Below are 26,463 nucleotides of genomic sequence, written 5' to 3'. Positions count from 1 at the left end.
CCCAGCCGGTGTGCAGACGTTCTTGCCCTATCCCGACTTCACGACCAGCGCGTGTGTACTCGACGTGCGTCGACTCGGGAAGCAGCGCGTCGAAACCATCCAGGTCCTGCGAGCACTCACCGTGCCCGGGTACGGCTGGCGTCATCACCCCGCCGCCGCGATGTGGGCGGGTTACGAGGAGGCATTGGTCCGCTATGGTCTCGATATCTGCGTTGAGTGGTGTCGAACCGGTAAGGCGGACACGTGTGCCGCCACGCTCGTCTCGGAGCTCACGCTGACGACCGGCATAGGTTCACCCCGGTCCCAGGATGACCTGGCGGCTGCGGGCGACATTCCGCCGTGGCTGGGGGACAACGCCTTTCATCTCAGCCATCAGTCGGCGTTGTTGCGAAAAGATCCGCAGCACTACCGGCCCTATTTTCAAGATGTCCCGGATGATCTGCCGTACATCTGGCCCGCTTCGGATCGCGAGCGCCGCGTACCCGTCAGCTAGTGAAGTGTCGCTGCAGCCGTCGCTGCCGGTGTCCGAACAGGGCGCGAATACCGGCGGCGATGACGGGCGTCAGCACCCGCACGGGAGTGCGCAGCTCGAAGGTGAGACGATCGCGCACAACGGTTTTCGCATCGCCATCGGGTTCGAGGGTGCGCTCATGGCGCCAGCTGCGCATGGACAGCATCGTCGATTGCTCGTCAAAGCCACGACCCGGCCACAACTCGGCGATCATCAGGTGGTCGTAGTCGAACGGCAATACGCCGAACAGCCGCATCCAGCAGCGGCCGACCGGCGTTCCGACAGGCACGGTGTCGACAGTCAGGTCCTTCGCACCGCGCGGCATCGACATCGTCATCCACGGGCGCAGTTCGTCGTTGATGCCCTCGGGAGTGACCACGCGGGCCCACACCCGGTCGACGGGTGCATCGATAACGCTCTGCCGTTCGATGATCATGGCTGTCCCCAAAGTATCCGACGTCAGCGCGCGACGGCGGCCTACATGCTGTTACGTTGGCCGCAGGTGTGCCGGGAAGTCTGGTCGGCAGTCGATGAATGGTGACCAGGACGTACCCAGGAGACAAATCGTGAGCAATCCCCTCAACCGGCGCCTCCTGACGCGCGGGACCTGGCCTGAGGCCAAGCGGCTCGCCCAAATTCTGCGCCAGGAAACCGTGGGCGGTGTGCTGCTGCTGATCGCCGCGGGGGCAGCGCTGGTCTGGGCGAACTCGCCGTGGTCGCGCAGCTACGACGCGCTATCGGAATTCACTGTCGGTCCTGAGGCGCTGCACCTGAACCTGAGCCTGTCGGCGTGGGCAGCGGACGGACTGCTCGCCATCTTCTTCTTCGTCGTCGGCGTGGAACTCAAGCGCGAGTTTGTCGCCGGCGATCTACGCGACCCGCGTCGTGCCGCGCTGCCGATACTCGCGGCCGTCGGCGGCATGGTGGTGCCCGCCGCGATCTTCGTCGCCGTCAACCTGTCGGCCGGCCAGTCAGAGAACATCGTCGGGTGGGCGGTGCCGACGGCCACCGACATTGCGTTCGCGGTAGCGGTGCTCGCCGTGTTGTCGACTCATCTGCCTAGCGCGCTGCGGACCTTCCTGCTGACGCTGGCGGTGGTCGACGATCTGCTGGCGATCACAGTGATCGCTTTCTTCTACACCGACCACTTGTCGCTGTGGGCGCTTGCGCTCGCGCTGGTGCCAGGCGGGCTGTTCGCCCTTGCCGTTCAGCAGGGGGTGCGGCATTGGTGGGTGTTGGTCCCGCTGGCGGTGGCCACGTGGGCGCTGGTGCATTCCAGCGGCGTGCATGCCACCGTCGCGGGTGTGCTGCTGGGCTTCACGGTGCCGGTGCTCGGCAGGCACGCAAGCGCCGAGGACTTCGAGCATCGAATGCGTCCGGTGTCCGCGGGCGTTGCGGTTCCGGTGTTCGCGTTCTTCGCGGCGGGTGTGACGGTCGGGGGCTGGTCCGGCTTCGGGGCGGCAGTGGCCCATCCGGTCACTTTCGGTGTCATCGCGGGACTGGTGATCGGCAAGCCGCTGGGTGTGCTCGGCACGTCGTTTCTGTTGGCCAAATTCACCCGCGCGAACCTCGACGACGATCTCGCCTGGCGTGATGTTTTCGGGGTGTCGCTATTGGCCGGCATCGGGTTCACAGTTTCGTTATTAATCGGTGAACTGGCGTTCGGGTATGGAACCCCGGCCGGCGACGACGTCAAGATCGGCGTGCTCGTCGGGTCTGTTGTCGCAGGTGCACTGGCATCTGCGGTGCTGTTGAGCAGAAATGCGGCGTATCGGCGCATATATGAAATCGAGACTGCCGACGCTGATCAAGACGGTGTGCCCGATGTCTACGAGTCTCGACAGGACCGTACCGAACCTGGTGCGTAGACTGACGGGATGCTTGAACAGATCCGCGGGCCCGCTGATCTGCAGCACTTGACCCAGTCCCAGATGAGTGAACTGGCGCAGGAAATCCGCGAATTCCTGATTCACAAGGTCGCTGCAACCGGCGGTCACCTCGGCCCCAACCTCGGCGTGGTCGAGCTCACACTTGCGCTCCATCGGGTCTTCGACTCGCCGCACGACCCGATCATCTTCGACACCGGACACCAGTCCTATGTGCACAAGATGCTGACGGGTCGCAGCCACGACTTCGACACGCTGCGCAAGAAGGACGGCCTTTCGGGCTACCCGTCACGCAGCGAAAGCGAGCACGACTGGGTCGAGTCCAGCCATGCCAGTGCCGCGCTGTCGTATGCCGACGGACTGGCCAAGGCCTTCGAACTGTCCGGGCACCGCAACCGCCACGTGGTCGCCGTCGTCGGCGACGGCGCGCTCACCGGCGGCATGTGCTGGGAGGCGCTCAACAACATCGCCGCGTCCCGGCGCCCGGTCGTGATCATCGTCAACGACAACGGCCGTAGCTACGCGCCGACAATCGGCGGCTTCGCCGAACACATGGCGGGTCTGCGCCTCCAACCGGGCTACGAGCGGGTGCTCGAGGAGGGCCGTAGGGCCGTCCAGAAGGTGCCGATCCTCGGCAAGCTCTTCTACCAGTCCATGCACAGCATCAAGGCCGGCATCAAGGATGCGCTCTCGCCGCAGGTGATGTTCACCGACCTCGGCCTGAAGTACGTGGGCCCCATCGACGGTCACGACGAGCATGCGGTGGAGACCGCGCTGCGTCATGCGCGTGGCTTCAATGCGCCCGTGATCGTGCACGTCGTCACCCGCAAGGGCATGGGGTACGCACCGGCCGAGAACGACGAGGCCGACCAGATGCACTCGTGCGGTGTCATCGATCCCGAGACGGGACTGGCGACGTCCGTGCCCGGCCCAGGTTGGACGTCGGCGTTCTCCGAGGCGCTCATCGGCTACGCCGCCCGGCGGCGCGACGTCGTGGCCATCACCGCTGCGATGCCGGGTCCGACGGGGCTCTCCGACTTCCGGAAGCGGTTCCCCGACAGGTTCTTTGACGTCGGTATCGCCGAGCAGCATGCGATGACGTCGGCCGCCGGTCTGGCGATGGGTGGCATGCATCCGGTCGTGGCGATCTACTCGACGTTCCTGAACCGTGCGTTCGATCAGGTCATGATGGACGTCGCGCTGCACAAGCTGCCGGTAACGATGGTTCTGGATCGCTCTGGCGTCACCGGCCCGGACGGTGCCAGCCACAACGGTATGTGGGACCTGTCGATGCTGGGCATCGTGCCCGGCATGCGGGTGGCCGCACCGCGTGACGGCACCCGCCTGCGTGAAGAACTGGGCGAAGCGCTCAACATCAAGGACGGACCGACCGCCATTCGGTTCCCGAAAGGCGATGTCGGCGAAGACATTCCGGCGATCGAACGCCGCGACGGTGTCGATGTGCTCGCGGTTCCGGGCGATGGGCTGTCCGACGACGTACTCGTTGTTGCGGTTGGCCCCTTCGCGGCGATGGCGCTCGCGGTCGCTGGGCGGCTGCGCAATCAGGGCATCGGTGTGACGGTCGTCGACCCGCGGTGGGTCCTTCCGGTGCCTGAGGCCCTCAACGAATTGGCGGGCGCGCACAAGCTGGTCGTCACCATCGAGGACAACGGCGTGAACGGCGGCATCGGATCCGCCGTGTCAGCGGCGCTGCGCCGGGCCGAGGTCGACGTGCCCTGCCGCGATGCTGGGTTGCCGCAGGAGTTCTTCGCCCACGCTTCGCGTGGTGAAGTGCTAGCCGAGGTCGGGCTGACCGACCGCAACATCGCGCGCCAGATCACCGGCTGGGTGGCGGCTCAGGGTTCGGCCGTCTCCGAGGCCGAGGTCAGCCGCCAGCTCGATTGAGCGGTACCCGGCCTACTTCCTGCAACGCGTCGGTCTCGCTTGGCTGCTCGAAAAAGACCTCGGCGCTCCGGCCCTCGACCTCGACGGTCGCGATGGTGTTTCCGAACAGCGGGCCGCAGACGTTGGTCCAGGCCACCGGCGGCGAAGGCACGCCGGCACGTCGCACCCACCAGCGGGTCACGGCGGCCGCGGGCTTCGTCCAGCCAAGGAGGAACGCGGGCTTGACGAACAGCGGTACGTAGTTGTGCACGGGCGAGCACACCAGCTGATGCACAGTCGACCCGTCGGGTGATACGCCGTCGACCTCGGCGCGGGCCGCATAGCTGTGGTGCACGTCCCCGGACAGGATGCCGATCGTGGCAGGGCCGTCGGGATGATTGGCGATCCGCTCGATCATTTTGCCGAGCCGCACCAACGATTTGTAGAACGCCGGCCAGTGTTCGAAATCGATTGCTTTTCGCAGCTTTTCGCCGAGCTTTCCGCGCCAGCCGTCACGGTCGGCGGCTCGTTCGTTGAGCGTTTCGAGATCGCCGATGGCAGGCGGCATCAGCCAGGGCACCGATGTCGCCAGTAACAGGTGGTCGAGCGTCTCGGGATTCTCCTCAGATTTCGCCTCGACCCAGCGAAACTCCTTCTCGCTGATCATCATCCGTTCGTCCGAATCCAGGATCCGGCCGTTGCGGGAGTCGATCATGATGAGGCGGGTGCGGCCGAGGTCCCACCGGTAGCTGAACCGGACGCCCTTGGTGGCATCGATCTCGCGGTCGGCCCTGTCCGCCACCTCGGCGAGATGCGTCCAGGTATCGCCGTCAAGGACGACCAGTTTCTGGTAGTCCTCGTTGTCGGCCAGTTCGTCGGGGCTCAGGTTACCCAGATGCTGGTACACCCAGTACGACGCCAGACCCGCGCGAATCCGGTCGTGCCACCAGTCCAGGCCCGCCATCTCCGCGCGCCATGCCTTCGAGGTGTTCCAATCGTCGCGGATGTCGTGGTCGTCGAAAATCATCGCCGTCGGCACGGTCGACATCAGCCACCGGATCTCCGGGTCGCCCCACGAATGCCGGTACAGCCGCTCGTACTCGGCGAAGGTGACGACCTCATCGGGTGGCCGGTTGCCGTGCCGATTGCGCCTGCGACCCGCCACCCGGCGCACTTCGTCGGGCGGAAGCTCGTCGGCGTAGAGCTGGTCACCGAGCAGAATCAGCGCATCGGGCCACTTGTCGATCGGCAGATCGCGCATCCGTGTCGCGTAGGAGTCCAGCGCGTCGTGCTTGAGTTTCTTCTCGACCTTCTTGATCTCAGTCTTGGGATACCGGCACGACCCGAAGATCGCGCGCAACCTGTGCGCAGTATCGGGCCCTCGAGTGCGAATCACGCTCGGTGGGAACTTCCCGAAGGCGGGGTCGGTGAGTGGCCACACCCTCGCCCCTTCGAAACTCACCTGGTACTCGGTCACGCTGTCTGGTTCGAGCCCGGTCACCGTGACGAGTGCGAAATGGTGTCCCTGCACTTCGAACGTGTGTGCCGAATGTCCCAGAACCTCTACGGTGCCCGCGCTTTCGGTCTGCACCCACACCAGTGCCGTCGTGTCAGAGACGTGCCGCAGAGTCGGTCCTAGGAGCAAGCTCACCGCTTCGACATTAGGGCACCTGGCGGGCCGCGTCCTGGAGTCACGAGATGCTCGTGGCAGAGTCTGGTCATGGATGCAGAACTCGCGCGCTGGAAGGCTGCCGGCCAGTACTTCGACTACTTGGGCTTCGAGATCTTCTACCGGGTTGACGGACCGCCGATCGGCGAAGCGCCCATTCTGCTGGCCGTCCATGGCTACCCGTTCAACTCGTCGGACTGGTCGCTGATCTGGCCCGCACTGGTCGAGCGGTTCACCGTCATTGCACCCGACATGATCGGTATGGGCTTCTCGGCCAAACCGGTCGCCTACGGCTACTCGGTGCACGACCACGCCGACATGCACGAGGCGCTTCTCGACCATTTGAACGTCGGCACCTGCCACATGCTCGCGCACGACCTCGGTGATTCGGTCGGCCAGGAACTTTTGGCCCGCAGTGAGTTGGGCCAGCACGCGTATGGATCGGTGCGCTATCGGTCCATCACATGGCTCAACGGTGGAATGTTCAACGAGGCCTACACACCGCGGACCATGCAGAAGCTGATGTCGGCGACGCCGTTGGGCGATCTGCTGAGTCCGCTGCAGGGCAGCCCGCTGTCACGGCGGATGGTGGAACCGACGATCAACGAGATGTTCGGCCCCAACACCAAGCCCTCACGCGAGTTGATGGACCGATTCCACGAGATTCTTGAGTACAACGACGGTAAGCGGGTGATGCACAAGGTCGGACGCTTCCTGGCCGACCGCTACACCCACCGCAATCGGTGGGTGCGCGCGATGCGCGAGACCGCGGTGCCGATGCGGCTCATCGACGGGCCTATCGACCCGAATTCCGGCGCTCACATGGCTCGCCGGTATGCCGAGGTCATTCCCGATGCCGACGTGGTGATGCTCGCCGACGACATCGGTCACTGGCCGCAGATCGAGGCTCCCGACGTGGTGCTGAAGCACATGCTGGCGCACATCGATCGCGTCGGCTGAACGCGTATTCGTCGAGACTGCTGTCAGATCGCGATTTCGCGCAAAATCACGATCCCTCAGCAGTCTCGGCGTCGGAGTCGGGGGAGTAGAGCGCATCTGCGAGCACCGGATCGACAAGCTCGCGCTGCCACTGCCGTGCCCCCGCCCCTCGCAAAAACTCGTCGATCGTCGTCTCAGTGGCCTCGTGCGATGGCAATGGCTGCCAGTCCCAACACAATCGGCGCACGATCTCCGGGGTGATGACGTTCTCGGTCGGCACCGAAATGCGCTGCGACAGTTCGGTGATACCTGCTCGCGCCGCTTCCAGCCGGACTGCGGCTTCGGGCTTGCGACGGGCCCACCGCGATGCGGGCGGGGGACCGGTGGATGGTTCTTGCGATGTCGGCGGGTCGTCGGTGGTGCGGGCACGCGCGAGCGCCTCCAGCCACACATGCGCCATGCGACGCTGCCGCGCGCCGCCGAACACCGGTAGCGCGGTGAGCTTCTCGACCGTGTCCGGGTCAGTGGTTGCGGCGTTGACGATCGCCGCGTCGGGCAGGATGCGTCCCGGCGCTATGTCGCGGCGCTGGGCGATGTGATCACGGGTCGTCCACAGTTCACGCACCGCTGCCAGTGCACGTGCATCACGGATCTTGTGGATGCCTGAAGTGCGCCGCCAGCGGTCCCGACGCGTCGGCATGGCCTCGACGGTCCGTAAGTACTCGAATTCCTGTGCGGCCCACTCGGATTTGTGCTGCCCCTCAAGCACGGCGGCGATGGCGTGACGCAGGTCGAGTAGCACTTCGACGTCCAGCGCGGCGTAGTTCAGCCAGTCATGCGGCAGCGGCCGTTGCGACCAGTCCGCGGCGCCGTGGCCCTTCGTCAGCTGCAGGCCGAGGAGTTTCTGCACCATAGTGGCGAGGTTCACCTTGTCGTAGCCGGCCAGGCGACCCGCGAGTTCGGTGTCGTAGAGCTTCGTCGGCCGCATACCGATTTCGGCGAGGCAGGGCAGGTCCTGATCGGCCGCGTGCAGCACCCATTCGTCGGTGGCCAGCACCTTCGCCACCGGAGCCAGGGTGGTGACGGGATCACCGCCGTGGTTGACGGGGTCGATCAGCACCGTGCCCGCACCGGCCCGCCGAATCTGGATCAGGTAGGCGCGATTCGAGTAGCGGAAGCCCGATGCGCGTTCGGCGTCGACCGCGAAAGGTCCCTCACCGGACGCCAAAAGTTCAGCGGCGGCCTCGATCTCGCGTGTGCTGACCGACAGATCGGGGACACCGTCGTGCGGCGCGAGCAGAGGTGTGGCTTCCGGCTCATCCTCCGAGCCCGACTCGGGACCGGCCTCCTGGGGGTCGGTCATAGATCAGGCGCGCGTGCGGGAGCTCAGGTCGGTGACGCCTGACGGCGGAAGGCCGGCGGCGTGCTCGAGCACCTCGCAGAAGGCCTCGACATGTGGCCCCAATTGCAGGTTGGTCGCTGTCCACGATGCGCGCAGCTCCAGCTGATGTGCGCGTGGTGGACCGGAGATGTCGCCGTAGCGCACCGACGTGGTCGCGGTGACGGTGCCGCCCAGCGCGGTGACGTGTTCGGCCCGCGATTCCAGGGCGTCGACGAGCCAGCTCCACGCGACTTCGGGCAACAGCGGGTCGACGGCTTCACTGGAGTCGAGGTCCGCCTGGATATAGGCCACGAGTCGCATCGTGCCATCCCATGCTTCGGCACCTTCGGGGTCGTGTAGCAGGATCAGCCGTCCGAACGCATCACCCTCGGAGCGTTCGGGAACGATGGCCGTCTCGGGATGGCGTACCTCAGCCCCCAGCGCATAGCTGTAGGGCGCCAGCCGCTGAGGCGGGCGAATTGGGCCGAGCTCGATCTCTGCTCGCACGGTGGTGGCATTCATCGCCGCCACCGCTTCGCGGAATTGAGCCGGTTCGGCGGTGGTCACCGTTCGAAGCTAGCCCCATTTGGCCAGGTCTGTGCGCAGGCGCGCCGATTTCGGCCGGTGAGGGGATCTGCCGTGGTCAGGCGTTGTTTGCTGAACCCCTGAAAGGTCTGCCTGTCCACAGAGCGAAGACAGCTCGCACCGGACCGCGAATTGGGGCGCCGGCGGGGTCGCATGGCAGCATTGGACACGATGACTACCCGCCGTGAGCTGCCCGACTCGCCCTATCTCGCCGCCGCTCGCGGCCACAAACCGAGCCATGTGCCGGTGTGGTTCATGCGGCAGGCCGGACGTTCGCTGCCTGAGTACCGGGCGCTGCGAGCGAAGAACACGATGATGCAGGCGTGCTTCGACGCGGATCTGATCACCGAGATCACGCTGCAGCCGATTCGCAGGCACGGCGTGGACGCCGCCATCCTGTTCTCCGACATCGTCGTACCGCTGCGGGCCGCGGGGATCGAACTCGACATCGTGCCCGACGTCGGACCGGTCATCGAACATCCGGTTCGCTCCATCGCCGACGTCAACGCGATCAAACCGCTCGAACAGGAACAGGTTGCGCCGGTCGCTCAGGCGGTCACGCAGCTGGTGGGCGAGCTCGGCGATGTTCCGCTCATCGGCTTTGCGGGGGCGCCGTTCACGCTGGCTTCCTATCTCGTGGAGGGTGGTCCGAGCCGTAACCACGAGCACACCAAGGCCATGATGTTCGGCGAATCCGACACCTGGCACGCGCTCATGACGGCGTTGACCGATGTGACGATCGCGTTCCTGCAGACGCAGCTCAGCGCTGGTGTGGACGCGATTCAGCTGTTTGATTCGTGGGCCGGGACGCTCTCGCTGGCCGACTACCGCGCATATGTGCTGCCGCACAGCTCACGGGTGTTCTCCACGCTCAAGGACGCGGGCGTGCCAATGACCCATTTCGGGGTGGGCACAGCGGAACTGCTCGGCGCGATGGGCGAGGCCGGAGCGAATGTCGTCGGCGTCGACTGGCGCACTTCGCTGGCTGACGCGGCGACGCGGGTGGCGCCCAATACCGCACTGCAGGGCAACCTCGATCCGGTCGTTCTGCTCGCGGGCTGGCCGGTCGTCGAACGGGCGGCGAGGGCTGTCGTCGAGGACGCCCGTCGCGCGATCGACGCCGGAGCCGCCGGCCACATCTTCAACCTCGGTCACGGCGTGCTGCCGGCTACCGATCCGGGCGTGATCACGGAACTGGTTTCGTTGGTGCACTCGTTGTGACCGTGTCGTATTGCATTGTCGGCGGCGGTATTTCAGGCCTCGTCGCCGCTTATCGGCTGCGGATCTCAGCGGGGCCGGACGCGTCGATAACCCTGTTCGATCCGGCCGACCGGCTTGGCGGTGTATTGCGCACCGAGCGAATCGGTGGCCAGCTGATGGACGTCGGCGCGGAAGCCTTCGTCGCCCGCCGTCCCGAGGTACCCGCCCTGCTGGCGGAGCTAGGCCTGAGCGGCCGCCAAATCGGCACTACGGGCGCGCGGCCACTGATCTACAGCCAGGGGCGGCTGCATCCGTTGCCGGCGGACACGTTGCAGGGCGTCCCAGCACATCCGGCGGCGCTGGCCGGCCTGGTGGACGCCGCGACGCTGGCGCGAATTCGTGACGAGCGCGGCCGGCCGTTCAGCTGGCGTCCTGGCGCTGACCCCTCGGTTGCGGAGCTGGTCGGAGACCGATTCGGTGACCAGGTGGTGGCCCGCTCGGTTGATCCGATGCTGGCCGGCGTTTACGCGGGGTCGTCGGCCACGATCGGCGTGCGGTCGGCCCTTCCGGCGCTGACGGCGGCGCTGGACCGGGGTGCGCGCAGTCTGACCGACGCGGTGCGCGATGCGCTGACGGCGGCGGGGCCGTCGGTGGCGACCGGATCGGTCTTCGGGGCGATCGAGGGCGGCTACACGGTGCTGGTCGAGGAGCTCGTCCGGCGCGCGGACTTCCGTTGGCTTCAGGTCGGCGTCGAGCAGGTCGATCATTCCCAGCGGGGCTGGAAGATCATCGATGACGAGGGCGGACGTCACCATGCCGACGCGATGGTGCTGGCCGTTCCCGCACCGCGGCTCGCTCGGCTGGCCGAGGGCGTCGCCCCGCGCACGGCCGCGGCGGCACGACGTATCGGCGTGGCGTCCAGCGCGCTAGTGGCGTTGGCACTGCCCGGCGGGACGCCGGTGCCGAAACAGTCAGGGGTGCTGGTGGCCGGTGGAGAACGGTTGCGCGCCAAGGCGATAACTCTTTCGACGCAGAAGTGGGGCCGACACGGCAACGTCGAGTTGGTTCGTCTGTCGTACGGCAGGTTCGGCGACGAACTGGCGCGTCGGGCGGGCGACGAAGATTTGCTGCAGTGGGCGGGCCAAGATCTGGAGACGGTGTTCGGGTTGTCCGTGGAGCCCGAGGATTGTCACGTCCAGCGGTGGATCGACGCGATGCCGCAATATGGGCCGGGGCACGGCGCACTGATCGCCGAGCTGCGAGCCGGCCTGCCGCCGACGTTGGCTGTCGCGGGTGCGTATTTGGACGGTATCGGCGTGCCTGCGTGTGTGGGGGCGGCCACGCGGGCGGCCGCGTCGCTGGTCACCACGCGCGTGGCACGATAGGGCTATGACCAAGCTCGACTACGACGCGCTCAACTCGACTGTTCGCTACCTGATGTTTTCGGTGTTCTCGGTGGAGCCGGGGGAGTTGGGCGACGAACGCTCGGCCGTGGTCGACGAGACGGCGACGTTCCTCAAGCAGCAGGAAGACAAGGGCGTCGTGGTTCGGGGAATCTACGACATCGCCGGCATGCGGGCCGATGCCGACTTCATGTTCTGGACCCACGCGGAGACCGTCGAGGCGCTGCAGGCCACGTATTCCGACTTCCGTCGCACGACGACGCTGGGCCGTGTGAGTGAGCCGGTGTGGAGCAGCGTGGCGCTGCATCGGCCTGCCGAGTTCAACAAGAGCCATATTCCGGCGTTCCTCGCCGGCGAGGAGCCGGGCAATTACGTCTGTGTCTATCCGTTCGTTCGATCGTTGGAGTGGTATCTGCTGCCCGACGACGAGCGCCGAAAGATGCTCGCAGAGCACGGCATGGCCGCTCGCGAATACAAGGACGTCCGCGCGAACACGGTGCCCGCCTTCGCGCTCGGGGACTACGAGTGGATCCTGGCGTTCGAGGCGCCAGAGTTGTACCGCATCGTCGACCTGATGCGTGAGCTGCGTGCGACCGACGCCCGCCGCCACACCCGCGAAGAGACGCCGTTCTTCACCGGCCCGCGGGTGAGCGTGGAAGAGTTGGTCACCAGACTCCCGTAACCGGCTCTGAGCGGAAGGACCCCGTTGTCTGAGGCAAAAACCGGCCAGGACAGGCTGTTTGACGCGCTGACCACGAAGGGGACCGCCTTCACCCACGCCGAGCGGCGCAAGTACGGAATATTGGGTCTGCTGCCGACCGCGGAGAAGACGCTCGACGAGCAGGTCGAGCACAGCTGGCGCGAATTCAGTACTCGCCGTGAGGGTCTAGATCAGCACATCTATCTGCGGGCTTTGCAGGACCGCAACGAGACACTGTTTTATCGGCTGCTGCGCGACCACATACCCGAAACCATGCCGATTGTGTACACACCGACCGTCGGCGAGGCGTGCCAGCGGTTCAGCAAGATCTACCGCAAGCCGCGCGGCCTGTTCGTGTCGTATCCGGATCGCGAATATCTGCGGGAGATCCTTCGCAACCGTCCGACCGGCCGGCGCGACGTCGACGTGATCGTGGTGACCGATGGTCAACGCATTCTCGGGCTCGGCGATCAGGGCATCGGCGGTATGGGCATTCCCATCGGCAAGCTTTCGCTTTACACGCTCATCGGCGGTATCAACCCGGCGCGCACCCTGCCGATCGTGCTCGACGTGGGCACCGACAACGTCGAACTGCTCGAGGACCCCCAGTACCTCGGCTGGCGGCACCGGCGGATCGGCGAGGACGAGTACTTCGAGTTCATCGACGAGTTCGTCTCCGCGGTGCACGAGGAGATGCCCGATGTATTGCTGCAGTGGGAAGACTTCGCCACCGCGCACGCACAGCCGATCCTGGAGCGGTACCGCGACAAGCTGCTGACCTTCAACGACGACATTCAGGGCACCGCCGCCGTCGCGCTCGGTGCGCTGCACGGTGCGGCGAACATCGCGGGCCGGCCGCTGTCGCAGCAGCAGGTCGTGATGCTGGGTGCCGGATCGGCCGGAATTGGCGTGCTGAACATGGTCAAGCGGGAGATGGTCGCGCAAGGGCTCTCCGAACAGGAAGCGGCGTCGCGGATCTGGGTCGTCGACGTCGTGGGACTGCTCACCGATGACCGTACCGATCTGTCCGAAGGTCAGCGCGCATTCGCCCAGCCGGCCAACAGCGTTGCCGGCTGGGGATTGGCGGGGCACGCGCAGCTGGCTGACGTCGTTCATCATGTGGATTGCGGTGTGCTGCTGGGTCTTTCGACGGCTGCGGGTGCCTTCACCGAAGAGATCGTGCGCGAGCTCGCGGCGAAGACGGAACGGCCGATCATCTTCCCGCTGTCCAATCCGACCAGTCGGGCTGAGGCGCATCCCGCCGAGTTGGACCAGTGGACCGACGGGCGGGCGCTGATCGCGACGGGCTCACCGTTTGCACCGTTGGTTCGTGACGGCGTCGAGCGGCCCGTCGCGCAGTGCAACAACGCGTACATTTTCCCCGCGATGGGGTTGGCGGTGACGGCGGCGCAGGCGACGAGGGTCACCGACGAGATGATGCGTGCCGCGGCCGCGAGCCTCGGTGACGCGTCGCCCGCGCTGGCGGATCCCAACCAGCCGCTGCTGCCCGCGTGGTCGGAAGTTCCGGAGATCGCGGTGCGAATCGCGCTCGCGGTGGGGCGGCAGGCCGTCGCGGACGGCGTCGCTCCGCAACGCAGCGACGACGAACTCGCGGCTCGCATCGACGAGGTGCGCTGGCTTCCCGATTACCGGTAGGGCGCCGTTAGCCGAGCCTGCTGAGAGATCGCAATTTTCAGTCAAATCGCGATCTCTCAGCAGTCTCGGCGAAGCGGGGTCATCATTGGTCGATGAGCATCAAGGCGTTGGTTGCCGCGTCGTTGCCGATAGTCGCGCTTGTGATGGCGCCGAATGCGGTCGCGCAACCACCGGGCGGGGAGCATTGCGCGCCGGCTGACGGGCAGAGCATCGTGATCACGGCCGGCGATATCGACTGCGCCACCGCGGCGGACTTTGCCGCTCAGTACGACCCCAACGGCGACAAGTTTCAGGTGATCGGGCCGTTCACCTGCTACTCCGGCAATGCGATGACGGCGCCGCTGATTTTCCAGTGTGTAGCCGACACCGAAGACGCGGCTGAGTTCGGCGTCTACCCCGGCTAGCCGCTGCGGATTCGTTTCTCGGCGTAGGCGAACGCCGCCGCCTCGTCTTCCACGGCGAACTCGCACCAACCAGTGATGCGACCGTCGCGGATCTCCAGAACGTAGAGCTTCGTCCAGGCGTACTGTTCGCCGTCCTTTCCGATCGCTTGACGCTCGTGGCGGATCACGGCACACGTCGCGTTCAACCAGCATTCGGCTGAGTTCCACGACCGCGCCGATGTGACCATCTCGTACAGATCCTCGAAGCTGGTGCGGAGATCTCTCGCCGAGCGATCGGGGAAGGCCGAACTCGACCGATTCTCGATCCGCGCTGCTGGGTCTGTGAGTTCGCCGAACACCCGGTCCAACTCGCGGTTGTTCAAATTAATCAGCCACTCGGCCCCGGGTATGACGCCCTCTGCGAAAGCTGCGCCTTCCCCTGCGCAGTAGCGTCGCGTGAGCTCTCGGTACGCGGCGTTGAAATCGTCTTCGTCGAATCGGCATTGATAGACCATCTGCCCGTCCTCGCCGACCTCGTGCACCCACAAAGAGCTTGACTCGAATCCGGACTCACTCACCCAGCGGGTCCAGCCGAGGTGCAAATGGTCACCGCGCACCGCAAGTGTGCGGAACTCGTATTGCACGTACTGCTCGGCGATTCGCTCAATGGCGGTGCGCATGTTTCCGACCGGGTCACCGCTCAGCCGCCTTCGGTCTTCGTACACAAGGGAGGGCGGGTAAAACGCAGCTGCACTGGCGAAATCGCCAGCTTGACTGGCTCTGTCGATCGCGTCCATAGTCCGCTTCGCGCGATTGGTGACGGCGAGCCTTCTCGGGATCGCTCGCACGCGCTCCTCGGCATACGCAAACGCGGCCGCCTCCTCGTCGGGTTCGAACAAGCACAAATGTGTGCATCGCCCGTCATGCCATTCGGACACCATGACTTTCGTCCACGCGTACTGCTCGCCGTCTCGTCCGAACGTCTCACGCTCGTGACGGACTACCCCAACCGAAGGGGATAGCCAGCACTCGGCAGAGTTCCACGACAGAGACGGGCCGACCATCGCGCGCAACTCCTCGTAGGAGGTCCGCAGTTCGTCGGCTGAGCGATCGGGAAGTCCTGTGCGCGTTCGGTTCTCAACGCGAAAATCGGGACAGATCAGCTGCTGGAACAGGTCGAAGTTGCCCTCGTTGATCGCGATCAGATACTCCGCGCCGGCTACGACAGCGTCGGCAACGTCGGCGCCTTCACCGGCGGCGAATCGTCGCGTGAATTCGCGATAGGCGGCGTTGAAGTCGTCCTCGTCGAATCGGCTGGCGTAGTTGATGAGTCCGTCACCACCGACCTCGTGAACGCTCAAATAGGTCGTCTCGAAACCGGCGTCATCGGACCAGCGAGTCCAACCGAGCGCCAAGTTCTCACCTCTCACCGCCAAGGTGCGTCCCTGAAAGTGGGTGTACTGCTCGAGGACGCGTTCGGTGGCGCTGCGCATGTCCATGGGCGGATTGCCACCCAGCGATCTTTGGTCGCTGTACTCGAATGACGCCGAGTAGCACGTTGCGGCGCTCGCGGCGTTGCGCTGTCGCAGCGCCTGCTGGACCGTCTCACCCGCTCGGCTGGCTCGGTTAGTGGTGGAGAGCCGGGTGGATCCCGCTCGCGCGACCTCTTCGGCGTACGCGAACGCCGCGTCCTCGTCGTCGAGTTCGAACTCGCACGAGGAGACGCCGCGGCCATCGCGGATTTCGACTACGTACAGCTTCGTCCATGAGTAGTTCTCGCCATCGTGCCCAACTGCTTCTCGCTCGTTGCGTGCAACGCAGCACGATGGCGACAACCATTGCACTGCGGCGAACCACGATCGCAACGACGAGACCCAGGTGCACAAGTCCTCGAGCCCGGCGCGCATCTCGGCCTTCGAACGACTGGGAATGACCGATCGAGACTGTACTTCGTAACGCATTTCAGGAGAGGCGAGCTCGAACATTCGGTCCAGGTCGCCCGTGTTGAAGGCGAAGATCGACTCGGTAGTCGCGACCGCCGATCCGGCAAATGCCGCACCTTCCCCGGCGTAATACCGTTGCTCGAACTCGAGATTTGCCAAGGCGAAGTTGTCTTCGTCGAAGCGTCCCTCATAGACGATGCGTCCATCGTCATCCACCTCATGCACAAAGAAATAGGAGGTCTCGAAGCCGGAGTCATTCGACCAACGGCCCGAGCCGAGGTGCAGATGCTCGCCGCGGACCGCCAGCGAGCGTCCCTCGAATTGTGTGTACTGCTCCAGAATGAGCTCAACAGCATCACGAATGTCGTTGGGCGGACTTCCACGCAACCATCGCCGATCGTCGAACTCGAAATCCTGGGCGTAGCACTCGGCCATAGCGTCGGCGTCGTGCGCTATCAAGATTCGCCCTACCTTGTCCCATGTTTGCTTGGCCAGGTTCGTGATCGGGAGTCGGCTGTCTCGCGTCCGAATCCGCTCCTCGGCGTACTCGAACGCTGCAGCCTCGTCTTCGACGTCGAACTGGCACAGCGACGCGATCTGTCGGCCGCGGAACTCGCAGACGTAAATCCATGTCCAGGTGTACTGCTCGCCCTCCCGTCCGACCGCATCACGTTGTTGGCGGACGACGCCCCAAGTCGGCGACAGGGGATGCTCCGCCACGTTCCACGTCCGCACCCAGGCGACCATGTCCTGGAGGTCTGTGAGACTGGCGCGAACTTCGGTCGCGGAGCGATTGCCGAAAACCGAACTCGATCGAGTCTGGACGTAGAAGTCAGGTGTCGCGAGTTCGTCGAACACGCGATCTATCTCACCCTTGTTGAGGGTGTTCAGCCAATCGGTACCACCGATCAACAGGTCGGCGTAGGCGGTACCGTCACCGGTGTAGTAGCGGCGCTCCAATTCGCTGTAGGCACTCTCGAAGTCGTCCTCGTCAAAACGGCCCTCGTAGGCGAAGCGCCCGTCGCAGTCGACTTCCTGCACGTGTAAGTGACAAGTTTGGTTGCCGGAGTCATCGGACCACCGGCTCCAGCACAGATGGAGACGCTCGCCGCGCACGGCCAGAGTTTGCAATTCGAAAGTGTGGTACTGAGCCATAATTCCCGAGACAGCCGCGTGCGCATCTGAGAGCGGGTTTCCGGCTAGTCGACGCTGGTCGTCGAATTCCCAATGCTTCGAGAAAAACTCGACCGCGCCCTCAGGGTCGTTGGCGTTCAGCGCTGCGACGAATTGACGGCATGTCTCGCTCGCGCGGTTCTCAGCTGCTAGGCGGCTGACGTCCGCACGCGCCCGTTCGTCGGCGTACTCGAACGCTGCGGTCTCGTCTTCGAGATCGAACTGCCGTACCTTCGCAACGCGGCCATCGTGGATCTCCGAGACGATGATGAAGTTCCACGCATAGCGCTCGTGGTCGTGCCCGAGGGCTTCGCGCTCGAATCGGCTGACCGCCACGGTAGGAGACAACCAGCGCATCACCGAGTTGAAGGTCCGCACCGAAGTGACCATCATGTTCAGTTCCTCTTGAGCTGCGCGGAATTCGGCTCCCGTGCGATCGCCGAAGACGGACCGCGAACGGTTTTCGAGGCGAAAGTCAGGAGCACTCAGCTCGCCGACTGCGCGGTCAAGGTCGCCCCGGTGCAGGGCGATCACGTACTCAGTGACTATCTCGCCTGCCGCGGCGTACGCTGCACCCTCCCCGGCGTAATAACGTCGGTTCAGTTCGCGGTAGGCGCTTTCAAAGTCGTCTTCGTCGAAGCGGGCTTCGCGGATCATCAGGCCGTTATCATCGACCTCTTGAACGTGTAGATAACTCGTCTCGTTGCCGGAGTCGTCCGACCATCGACCCTTCAACAGATGAAGCGTATCGCCGCGCACCGCCAACGTGCGTCCTTCAAAGTAGCTGTACTGCTCAAGAATCCGCCCCAGCGCTGTCCGTATGTCGTCAAGCGGGTTTCCGCCCAACCGTCGCTGGTCGGCGAAGACGAATCGATCCGAGAAGCATTTCGTCGCGCCATCGAGGTCGTTGTCGTTCAGAGCCGCGACCAATGCACGTGACGTCTGACTGGCGCGGTTGCTTAGCGAGAGCCGACCCTTGCTCGCCCGCATCCGCTCTTCGGCGTATGCGAAGGCCGCCTCTTCGTCTTCGAGGTCGAACTCGCAAGCCACTGTGAATTGACCATCGCGGAACTCACTGACGACCAGTCGGGACCATACGTACTGTGCACCGTCGTGCCCGACTGCTTCCCGTTCTTGACGCGCAACTGCGCAATTCGGAGACACGATCCGCAGTGCCGAGTTCCATGTCCTGGCCGATTCGACCATCGCGTCCAGTTCTTCGAGGCTGGCCCGAAATTCTGCGAATGATCGGTGCGCGAGTGGCGAACTTGACCGGTTCTCGATACGGAAGTCAGTTTCCGAGACGGTGTCGGACATGCGCTTGAAATCAAGGGTGTTCAGTGCGATGACGAATTCAGTACCTATCGTGCCCATTTCGGTGAAGGCGGCGCCCTCTCCGGCGTAGTAGCGGCGTTCGAGCTCGCGATAGGCGCCTTCAAAGTCATCCTCGTCGAAGCGACCTTCGTAGCTGATCCGTCCGTCGACAACTTCGTGGACGATCAGATAGGTCGTCTCGTATCCCGAGTCATTCGAGAAGCGACCGAAGCCTAGATGCAGTCTCTCGCCTCGTACCGCAAACGCATTCGCCTCAAAATGGTTGTATTGCTCCAACAGTCGACCGAGGGCAGCGCGCATTGCAACACTACCGTTGATGGGGTCTCCGCTGATGCTTCGACAATCGTCATACGCGAACGAATCCGCGTAACACGCGATCGCATGGTCGGCATCACCCGCGACAATGGCGCGGACCAGTTCGTTGACCGTTTCAGCCGCTCTATTCGCAACCGCAAGCCGACTGCGCTTCGCTCGCACACGTTCCTCGGCGTACGCGAATGCCGCACCCTCCGCATCGGCGTCAAACTGGCACATCCTCGAAATGCGGCCGCGTGTAACCTCCGCGACAAGAATGAACGTCCACGTGTATACCTCGCCACCGCGTCCCACGGCCTCCCGCTCAACGCGACTGACGCCGCACTCCGACGAGAGTAGGTGCACCACTGAGAACCACGTGCGCGAGGAGGCGACCATAGCGTCCAGCGCATTCCAGCTGTTGAGCAGGTCACTGGCGGATAGGTCTGGCAACGCCGAGGACGAGCGGTTCTCCATTCTCAGATCGGCGGTAACGAGCTCACCGAGCACGCGGTCGTAGTCACCTTTATTCACGGCGACAACCACTGAGGTGGACAACGCCCCGACTTCAGCGAACTCAGTGCCCTCGCCTTCGTAGTAGCGGCGTTCGAGTTCACGGTAGGCGCCTTCGAAGTCTTCCTCGTCGAAGCGGCCCCAGAACTCAAGGAAGCCGTCGTCGCTCCATTCCTCCACATGCAAATGGGTCGATTCATTGCCTCCGTCGTCCGACCAGCGGCTCAACAGGAGGTGTAGCCGGTCGCCGCGCACAGCGAGAACGTGATACTCGAATCGTGTGTAGTCGCCAAAGACACGAACGGCAGCACGCCGCAGGGCCTCAAGTCCGATGACGGGATCACCGCTCAGTCGCCGACGGTCCACGTACACAAGCTGATCGGAGAAGTAACCGAAAAGGCGGTCGACATCATGGGCGCGGAGCGCCGCAAAGAATGCGGGTAGGAATTCGCAGGATCGATTTGTGACGGCAAGCCGGCTGGTGGTCGCGCGCATCTGCTCGTCGGCGTAGGCGAATGCCGCGTCCTCGTCCTCCAGATTGAATTGGCACATCGACCCAGAGCGGCCATCCTTGACCTCGGCGACGAGAAGAAAAGCCCATGCATACGACTCGCCATGGTGTCCAACCGCGTCCCGGTCGAGTCGACTGATAGTCCACCGTGGCGACACCCAATGCACCACCGAGAACCACGTGCGGGACGAGGAGACCATCGCATCCAGCTCTTCCCAGCTGGCACGCAGATCGTTGGCTGAGCGGTCCGGAAACGCCGACCGCGAGCGGTTCTCAATTTGCATATCTGGGACGCAGAGTTCAGTGACCACCCGGTCGTAGTCACCGCGGTTTAGGGCGACAACCGTTGCGGTGGAAAGCACGCCGCCTTCAGCGAAGGCAGCGCCCTCGCCAGCGTAGTAGCGGCGTTCGAGCTCTCGATACGCGCCTTCGAAGTCGTCTTCGTCGAAGCGTCCGAGGTAATAGCCGAGTGCGTCGTCGTCGATCTCGGCAACGTTGAGATTGACCGTCTCGTTTCCGTCGTCGTCCGAAAAGCGTGACCAGACCATGGTCACCCGCTCGCCGCGTACCGCCAGCACACGAGACTCGAAATGGGTGTACTGCTCGAGCACGCGTCCGATGGCCACCCGCATCGCGTCGCGGCCCACGACGGCGTCGCCGCTCAATCGTCGATGGTCGTCGAACACAAACTGCTCCGAGACGGTCTCGAGAGCGCCGTTGGCGTCGTGGGCGTTGAGTGCGTTGAAGAAAGGAATCACCACATCGGACGCACGGTTGGTCACCGCGAGGCGCCTGGTGGCTGCTTGCACGCGTTCGTTGGCATACGCGAAGGCTGATTCCTCGTCATCGATTTCAAAGCGGCAGCTCGACGCGATCCGGCCGTCACGAACCTCGGCGACGTGAATCCTTGTCCACGTGTAGATCTCGCCGTCGTGGCCGATGGCCTCACGCTCGAAGCGGGTGACCACACACTCGGGCGAGAGCCAGACCACGGCCGAGATCCATGTGTGCGAAACGGTGACCGTGTCATTCAGATCTTCGAAGGTGGCGCGAAGCTCGTCGGCGGACCTATCTCCGAACAGGGATAGCGACCGATTTTCGACCCGCATATCGGACATCGTCAGTTCTTCGAAGACCAGGTCGAAGTGTCCTTCGTTGAGTGCGATCACCCATTCCGTCCCGACGGCGCCTCCGGCAGCGAATGCCGCTCCCTCGGCGGCGTAGTAGCGGCGTTCCAGCTCTCGATACGCCCCAACGAAATCCTCTTCGTCGAAGCGGGCGTGGTAGTAAACGCGACCCTCGTCGTCGGTCTCGTTGACGTACAGAGTTGTCGTCTCGTTCCCGTTGTCGTCGGCCCATCGACTCCACAGAAGGTTCAGGCGGTCACCACGTACCGCCAGAACGCGGAATTCGAACTGGTTGTACTGCTCGAAGATTCGTCGAACCGCGGCACGCATCGCCTCATGGCCGACAATGGGGTCACCGCTGAGGCGACGACGATCATCGTAAACAAACCCATCTGCGAACGCGTTGACGACACCCTCGGCATCGCCGACCCGCAGCGCTGCAACGAATGGCGGCATGAAATTGCAGGATTGGTTCGAGACAGCCAGCCTGCTGTCGGTCGCGCGCATGCGCTCTTCGGCGTAGGCGAGCGCCGCCACTTCGTCCTCGACGTCGAATCGACAGGCCGACATGAAACGACCGCGGATTTCGTACACATCGAGCCACGACCACCCGTATTGCTCGCCGTCAAACCCGACCGCCTCGCGTTCGAAGCGGACGATGACCCAGTGTGGCGACAGCCAGTGCAGAGCGGAGTGCCAGCTTTGCCTCGAGGCAACCATGGCGTCGAGCTCCTGCAGGCTGGAACGGAGCTCGGGGATGGACTGGCTGCCGAGTGCTGAGGTGGACCGATTCTCTAGCCGGACGTCGGGTGCTGCAAGCTCTCTGAAAAGCCGGTCGTAGTCGCCTTGATTGAGCAAAGTTATCCAGTCGGTCCCTCGTGCACCTTCCTCGGCGAACGCCGCGCCTTCTCCGGCGTAGTAGCGGCGTTCGAGCTCTCGGTAGGCACTTTCGAAGTCAGCGTCGTCGAAGCCGCCTTGGTAGATGATCCGCCCGCGCTCATCAACCTCGTTGACGAAGAGGTAGCTCGACTGGTTTCCGTGCTCGTCTGAGATGCGGGACCAATAAAGATGTGATCGCTCGCCGCGGACCGCAAGCGTGCGTGTCTCGAGGTGGTTGAACTGCTCGAATACGAGCTGGATCGCGTTTCGCATTGCGTCGAGATCAGTAATCGGCTCACCGCCGAGGCTGCCGTGGTACTCGCAGACGAGACGATCCGAGTAAAGCTCAAGGGCAAGGTCGACATCGTGGGTTTCGATTGCGGTCGTGAATGCAAGCAAGGTTTCACTGGACCTGTTTGTGACCGCCAGCCTGCTCGTGGTCGACCGCATTCGCTCCTCGGCATAAGCGAACGCCGCCGCTTCGTCGTCGAGGTCGAATTGGCACATCAAAGCCGCTCGACCGTCTTTGGCCTCTCCCACTAGAAGGAAAGCCCACGAATAGTGCTCGTCGTCGTGCCCTAGCGCCTCGCGCTCGATGCGAGCCACGTACAACTGCGGATTAAGCCAGTACACCGCAGAGGGCCATGTTCGCGACGAGGAAACCAGCGCGCTGAGCTCGCTCCAACTCGTGCGCAGTTCGTTGGTCGACCGATCTGGTACGAACGAGCTAGAACGATTTTCGATATGCATATCGGGCGCGCTGAGCTCGCCGAACACGCGGTCGTACTCGCCGCGGTTGAGTGCGACAAGGATCGCGGTGGACAGCGCACCTGTCTCTGCGTTCGCCGCGCCCTCTCCTTCGTAGTAGCGGCGTTGAAGTTCGCACAGCGCACCTTCGAAGTCGTCTTCTTCGAAGCGGCCCAAATAGACGAGAAGTCCATGGTCGTCGGTCTCCACCACCCCGAGCGTGACGGTCTCATTGCCGTGGTCGTCGGACGAACGACTTCGCAAGAGCGCGACATTTCGGCCCCTGACTGCCAATACACGAAACTCGAAGTGGGTGTACTGCTCAAGAAGCCGTGCGATCGCTGCACGTATCGCTCCGCGGCCGCGGACGGGATCGCCGCTCATCCGGCGGCGATCGTCGTAAACGAATTGGTCGGCATAACAGCGAACGGTCGCTTCGACGGCGCCTGCGTTCAGCGCCTCGTCGTACACAGCTAGGATTCGGCAGGCCTCGTTGACGACCGCTAGCCGGGAGGCAGTCGGTGGCGCCTCGACACTGGGTGGTACCGATACCGGTTCAGCGCCCTGAGCGATCGTATTCGCTACTTCTTTTGCCGCATAGAGCATCTCAGCCTCGGATCGAGCGGACCTCGCGCCTGGCGCGTCACCGGCGGCTGCGTGCACGCGGCTCATCGCGAGGCAGGCTTCGGCGTGGTCAAGTACCAGGTCTGTACTCGCGGCGACCGACACGGCTTCCCGGGCCATCGCCGCGGCCTCGCCGTGTCGGCCGTGAGCCGCCAAGATTTCGGCGCGTACCGCCCGCCAGGCGATCGCAGTCTTCAGATTGCGCCCGGCAAGACGCTCGCTTTCGGCGGCGTAACCGTCGGCTTCATCGATCCGACCCTGTGCGAGAACCGATTTCGCCAAAAGCGCCGCGGCTTGGCCGGCGTCAGCGCCGACACCCAACGCGTCCAAACCTTCCAGCGCCGTCCGGAAGTGCGGCTCGGCGGCGACCGGGTCACCCTCCATCGACTCGATGATCCCGGCGAACAGTTCGGTCTCCATCAACCCGTGGCGCAGTCCGAGATCGGCGACGATCTGTCGGGCGTCGGCCAGCATCGTGCGTGCCTTGTCCGGTCGGCCTCGCAGCAGTTCGAGCACCGCCAGGTGGCGCATCGATGTGGCCTCGAGAGATGGTGCGGCCGTGGTCATCCGCTGCATCCGGACCACGTCAAGGCATCGTCCGCCAGCCTTGGGCACTGGACTCGGCCCCCATAGCGCAGCACCTGGCGCCGCGCCGAGGGCTGCCGTGATCTGCCTGTGGTCACCGCTTTGGCGCGCGGCGATCAGCGCTTCGAACAGGTCGACCTCCGCGTCGCCGACCCTTCCGAGGCGGAACCGCGCGCTCGCGCGCACGCGGTGCGCCTTTGCCAGTCCAGTGGGATCTGTGCGACGGCTGAACTCGTCGATGGCACCCTGCAGACGCGAATCGACTTCCAAGAGCCGCTCCGGGGCGGTGTAAACGATGAACTGGCACCGGTAGCACGCGGCCCACGGTTGCAGCGCATCGTCAGCGATGCGCTCCAGTTCGTCGACCAGCGGTGCACCGGCGGCGACGTCGCCGGCGGACAGGAAAGCCTCGCAGCCGGTGACGAGCAGTTCGGCGTGGACCGCCGGATCTGCATTGGCAAGCGCTGAGGCCCGTGCGGCCTGAGTGCCTGCGGAGACGAGCTCATCGCGGTCGAGTGCGCGGCGCGCGGATGCGGCGTAGTGGCGCGCGGCGCGCAGGGCCAGATCGCCGGTGTGCTCGTCGGCGTTGCCGAGTTCGAGGCGGTACGTGTGCGCGGCGTCCAGATGCCTGGCGATCAGCTCATCGTTGTCGAATGCAACACTCGCGCCGCCTGATGCCACCCAGTCGGCGAGTCGCTCGTGCAGGTCCGCGCGGTCGGACTTGAGCAGCCGACGGTAAGCGACGTCGCGGATCAATACGTGGTGGAAGCGCCATACCGGTTCGTCGCCGACGTATGTACCGCTCGGCTGTGCGAGTTCGAGCCGGCGAAGCCGGTCGAGGGACCGCTTCACTCCTTCAGCGCCGGCATCGGCGAGCGCACGGATGGTGCCGACGGAGAAGTCGGTGCCGACCACTGACGCGATTTCGAGTACGCGCCGATCGGTGCCGTCGAGTCGTTCCAGCCGTGAAGCCAGCAGGGCATGAATGGTCGGTGGAATGGCGATGGCGTCGACATCGATCGTGAGGCGCCAACCCGAGGGCTGCTCGACGAGAACGCCGTCGTGGGCGAGCATTCCGACGAGCTCACGCACGAACAGGGGGTTGCCTCCGGTGGATGACGGAAGCCGGCGCAGCAGTTCATCGGGCAGTTGTCCGGCACCAAGCACGTTGGCGGCGAGTTCGGCAGTGGCTTGGGCGTCGAGCCCGCTGAGCGGGACCGCTTCGGACACCCAGCGGCTCACGATGACGAAGTCGGGCCGGATCTCGCGGAGCTCCGGGCGTGCCAGGGCCAGCACGAGGACCGGCACGTCCTGCACCCATTCCATGAGGTGCTCGATGAAATCGAGAAGCAGCGTTCCGGCCCACTGGATGTCGTCAAGCACCAGCAGCACCGGGACGTCGGCCGCCAATACTTCGATGTATCTGCGTAAGGCCCAGAAGTATTCTTCGACGGAGCCGGCGACGCCTTCAGTAAGGCCGTTGAGATCACGTAGCAAGCGATCTCGCTCGGGTACGCCTGGGGGAACATCGGTTTCGAGATCGCGCGCCCGCAGCAGTTCGACGATCGGCCCGAGGGCGACGGTTCGCTCTGCGGCGCACCGGGCCTCGATGACACAGATATCACCATGCGCGGCAGTGAATTCCGTGGCTAAGCGGCTCTTGCCGACGCCCGGGTCGCCGATCACTGTCACCAGCCGCGCGACGCGTGTGGCGATTGCGTCGTCGAGCACCGCCTGCAGTCGTCGGACCTCGCCGGAACGTCCGACGAACGGCGCGGCAGCCTCGGACTGTCGGCCGAGCCACTGGTATACCGCCACCGGCGCATTGCGCCCCTTCACCTGCACCTGCCCCAGCGACTCGTAGCCGTATCGGGTGCGGGTCGCGCGCCACGTTTCCTCGCCGACGACAACGTGGCCGCGCGGGCACTCGGCTTCGAGCCGGGCCCCGACGTTCAACGCGTCGCCGACGAGGTCGGCGTCGCCGGTCCCGACCACGACCTCACCGGTATTCACTGCGACGCGCAAAGTGAGCTGTGCGCTATGGGTTTTCGCGATCTCGGTCGCCACATCGACAAACCGTTCCTGCAACTCGACTGCCGCGTCAACGGCCCGCGCAGCGTCATCCGGCCCAATCTCGGGTACACCCCAGACGGCCATGAACCCGTCGCCGATGTACTTCGTCACACCCGCGCGGTGGCGTTCTGCGGTCGAGCGAAGCAGGTCGTGATACCGGCCGATCACCTCGCGCGCGGTCTCGGCGTCTACGTTCTCCTCGAAGCTCGTCGAGCCGACCAAGTCGGCGAACATCACGGTTACCGTCTTGCGTGCCGGCCCAGCGGCTGGAAGCTCGGAATCGGTCGCTACTTGGCCGTCGAGCGGAGCACCGCATCCACGGCAGAACCGGGCCGTCGCACGGGATTCCACCCCGCAGGCCGTGCACTTGCGCGCGAGCGCACCGCCGCACCCTTCGCAGAAGCGGGAGTCCTCTTCATTGGGCGTCCCGCAGTCTGCGCAAGAGCGGCGGTTCTCGGCCAT

General features: G+C 64.6%; 14 protein-coding genes. 9 read left to right on the top strand and 5 right to left on the bottom strand.

Going from position 1 to position 26,463, the window contains the following annotated elements:
• Nucleotides 1–10 precede the first annotated feature (10 nt).
• Nucleotides 11–493 carry an MSMEG_6728 family protein gene (locus ACIA48_RS05900; protein ID WP_396728659.1) on the top strand — a complete coding sequence of 161 codons (483 nt, stop codon included), beginning with the start codon at nucleotides 11–13 and terminating at the stop codon, nucleotides 491–493.
• Here the strand turns inward: ACIA48_RS05900 and ACIA48_RS05895 are convergent.
• Nucleotides 486–947: a hypothetical protein gene (locus tag ACIA48_RS05895; protein ID WP_396728657.1), complete on the bottom strand. Its 462-nt coding sequence runs from the start codon at nucleotides 945–947 to the stop codon at nucleotides 486–488. The genes ACIA48_RS05900 and ACIA48_RS05895 overlap by 8 nt on opposite strands.
• Nucleotides 948–1,077: 130 nt before the next feature.
• On the opposite strand from ACIA48_RS05895, the gene nhaA reads away from it, so the two are divergent.
• A complete protein-coding gene (gene nhaA, locus ACIA48_RS05890) occupies nucleotides 1,078–2,379 on the top strand; it encodes a Na+/H+ antiporter NhaA (protein WP_396728655.1) in 1,302 nt (433 codons plus the stop codon).
• Between the two features lie 9 nt (nucleotides 2,380–2,388).
• The gene (gene dxs / locus ACIA48_RS05885) at nucleotides 2,389–4,302 is read left to right on the top strand and encodes a 1-deoxy-D-xylulose-5-phosphate synthase (RefSeq protein WP_396728653.1); all 1,914 of its coding nucleotides are present in this window, start codon (nucleotides 2,389–2,391) and stop codon (nucleotides 4,300–4,302) included.
• Here the strand turns inward: dxs and ACIA48_RS05880 are convergent.
• On the bottom strand, nucleotides 4,283–5,932 hold the full coding sequence (locus tag ACIA48_RS05880; protein ID WP_396728651.1) for an alkaline phosphatase D family protein: 1,650 nt from the start codon (nucleotides 5,930–5,932) through the stop codon (nucleotides 4,283–4,285). The two genes, dxs and ACIA48_RS05880, sit on opposite strands and share 20 nt — an antisense overlap.
• A gap of 69 nt (nucleotides 5,933–6,001) precedes the next feature.
• Between ACIA48_RS05880 and ACIA48_RS05875 the strand changes: the two genes are divergently transcribed.
• Nucleotides 6,002–6,910, top strand: coding sequence for an alpha/beta fold hydrolase (locus ACIA48_RS05875; RefSeq protein ID WP_396728649.1), 909 nt, complete (start codon nucleotides 6,002–6,004; stop codon nucleotides 6,908–6,910).
• A 46-nt stretch (nucleotides 6,911–6,956) separates the two neighbouring features.
• On the opposite strand, the gene ACIA48_RS05870 is transcribed toward ACIA48_RS05875, so the two are convergent.
• Nucleotides 6,957–8,252 carry an HRDC domain-containing protein gene (locus ACIA48_RS05870; RefSeq protein WP_396728647.1) on the bottom strand — a complete coding sequence of 432 codons (1,296 nt, stop codon included), beginning with the start codon at nucleotides 8,250–8,252 and terminating at the stop codon, nucleotides 6,957–6,959.
• 3 nt (nucleotides 8,253–8,255) lie between these two features.
• A complete protein-coding gene (locus ACIA48_RS05865; protein WP_396728645.1) occupies nucleotides 8,256–8,837 on the bottom strand; it encodes a DUF3000 domain-containing protein in 582 nt (193 codons plus the stop codon).
• Nucleotides 8,838–9,026: 189 nt separating this feature from the next.
• Between ACIA48_RS05865 and hemE the strand changes: the two genes are divergently transcribed.
• The 5 genes from hemE (at nucleotide 9,027) to ACIA48_RS05840 (ending at nucleotide 14,218) form a co-directional block, all read left to right on the top strand.
• Nucleotides 9,027–10,076: a uroporphyrinogen decarboxylase gene (gene hemE, locus ACIA48_RS05860; RefSeq protein WP_396728643.1), complete on the top strand. Its 1,050-nt coding sequence runs from the start codon at nucleotides 9,027–9,029 to the stop codon at nucleotides 10,074–10,076.
• The gene (locus ACIA48_RS05855; protein ID WP_396728641.1) at nucleotides 10,073–11,440 is read left to right on the top strand and encodes a protoporphyrinogen oxidase; all 1,368 of its coding nucleotides are present in this window, start codon (nucleotides 10,073–10,075) and stop codon (nucleotides 11,438–11,440) included. The genes hemE and ACIA48_RS05855 overlap by 4 nt, the downstream gene beginning before the upstream one ends.
• Nucleotides 11,441–11,444: 4 nt before the next feature.
• Entirely contained in the window at nucleotides 11,445–12,140 is a 696-nt protein-coding gene (hemQ, locus tag ACIA48_RS05850; protein ID WP_396728639.1) for a hydrogen peroxide-dependent heme synthase, read from the top strand.
• 24 nt (nucleotides 12,141–12,164) lie between these two features.
• Nucleotides 12,165–13,814, top strand: a complete 1,650-nt coding sequence (locus ACIA48_RS05845) for an NAD-dependent malic enzyme (protein WP_396728637.1) — start codon at nucleotides 12,165–12,167, stop codon at nucleotides 13,812–13,814.
• A 92-nt stretch (nucleotides 13,815–13,906) separates the two neighbouring features.
• Nucleotides 13,907–14,218: a hypothetical protein gene (locus ACIA48_RS05840; RefSeq protein WP_396728635.1), complete on the top strand. Its 312-nt coding sequence runs from the start codon at nucleotides 13,907–13,909 to the stop codon at nucleotides 14,216–14,218.
• Here ACIA48_RS05840 and ACIA48_RS05835 read toward each other — a convergent pair.
• A complete protein-coding gene (locus tag ACIA48_RS05835) occupies nucleotides 14,215–26,463 on the bottom strand; it encodes a nuclear transport factor 2 family protein (protein ID WP_396728633.1) in 12,249 nt (4,082 codons plus the stop codon). The two genes, ACIA48_RS05840 and ACIA48_RS05835, sit on opposite strands and share 4 nt — an antisense overlap.

This window comes from Mycobacterium sp. NPDC051804, assembly GCF_044452905.1.
Classification (GTDB): domain Bacteria; phylum Actinomycetota; class Actinomycetes; order Mycobacteriales; family Mycobacteriaceae; genus Mycobacterium.
This window is presented reverse-complemented; position numbering and strand designations above follow the sequence as displayed.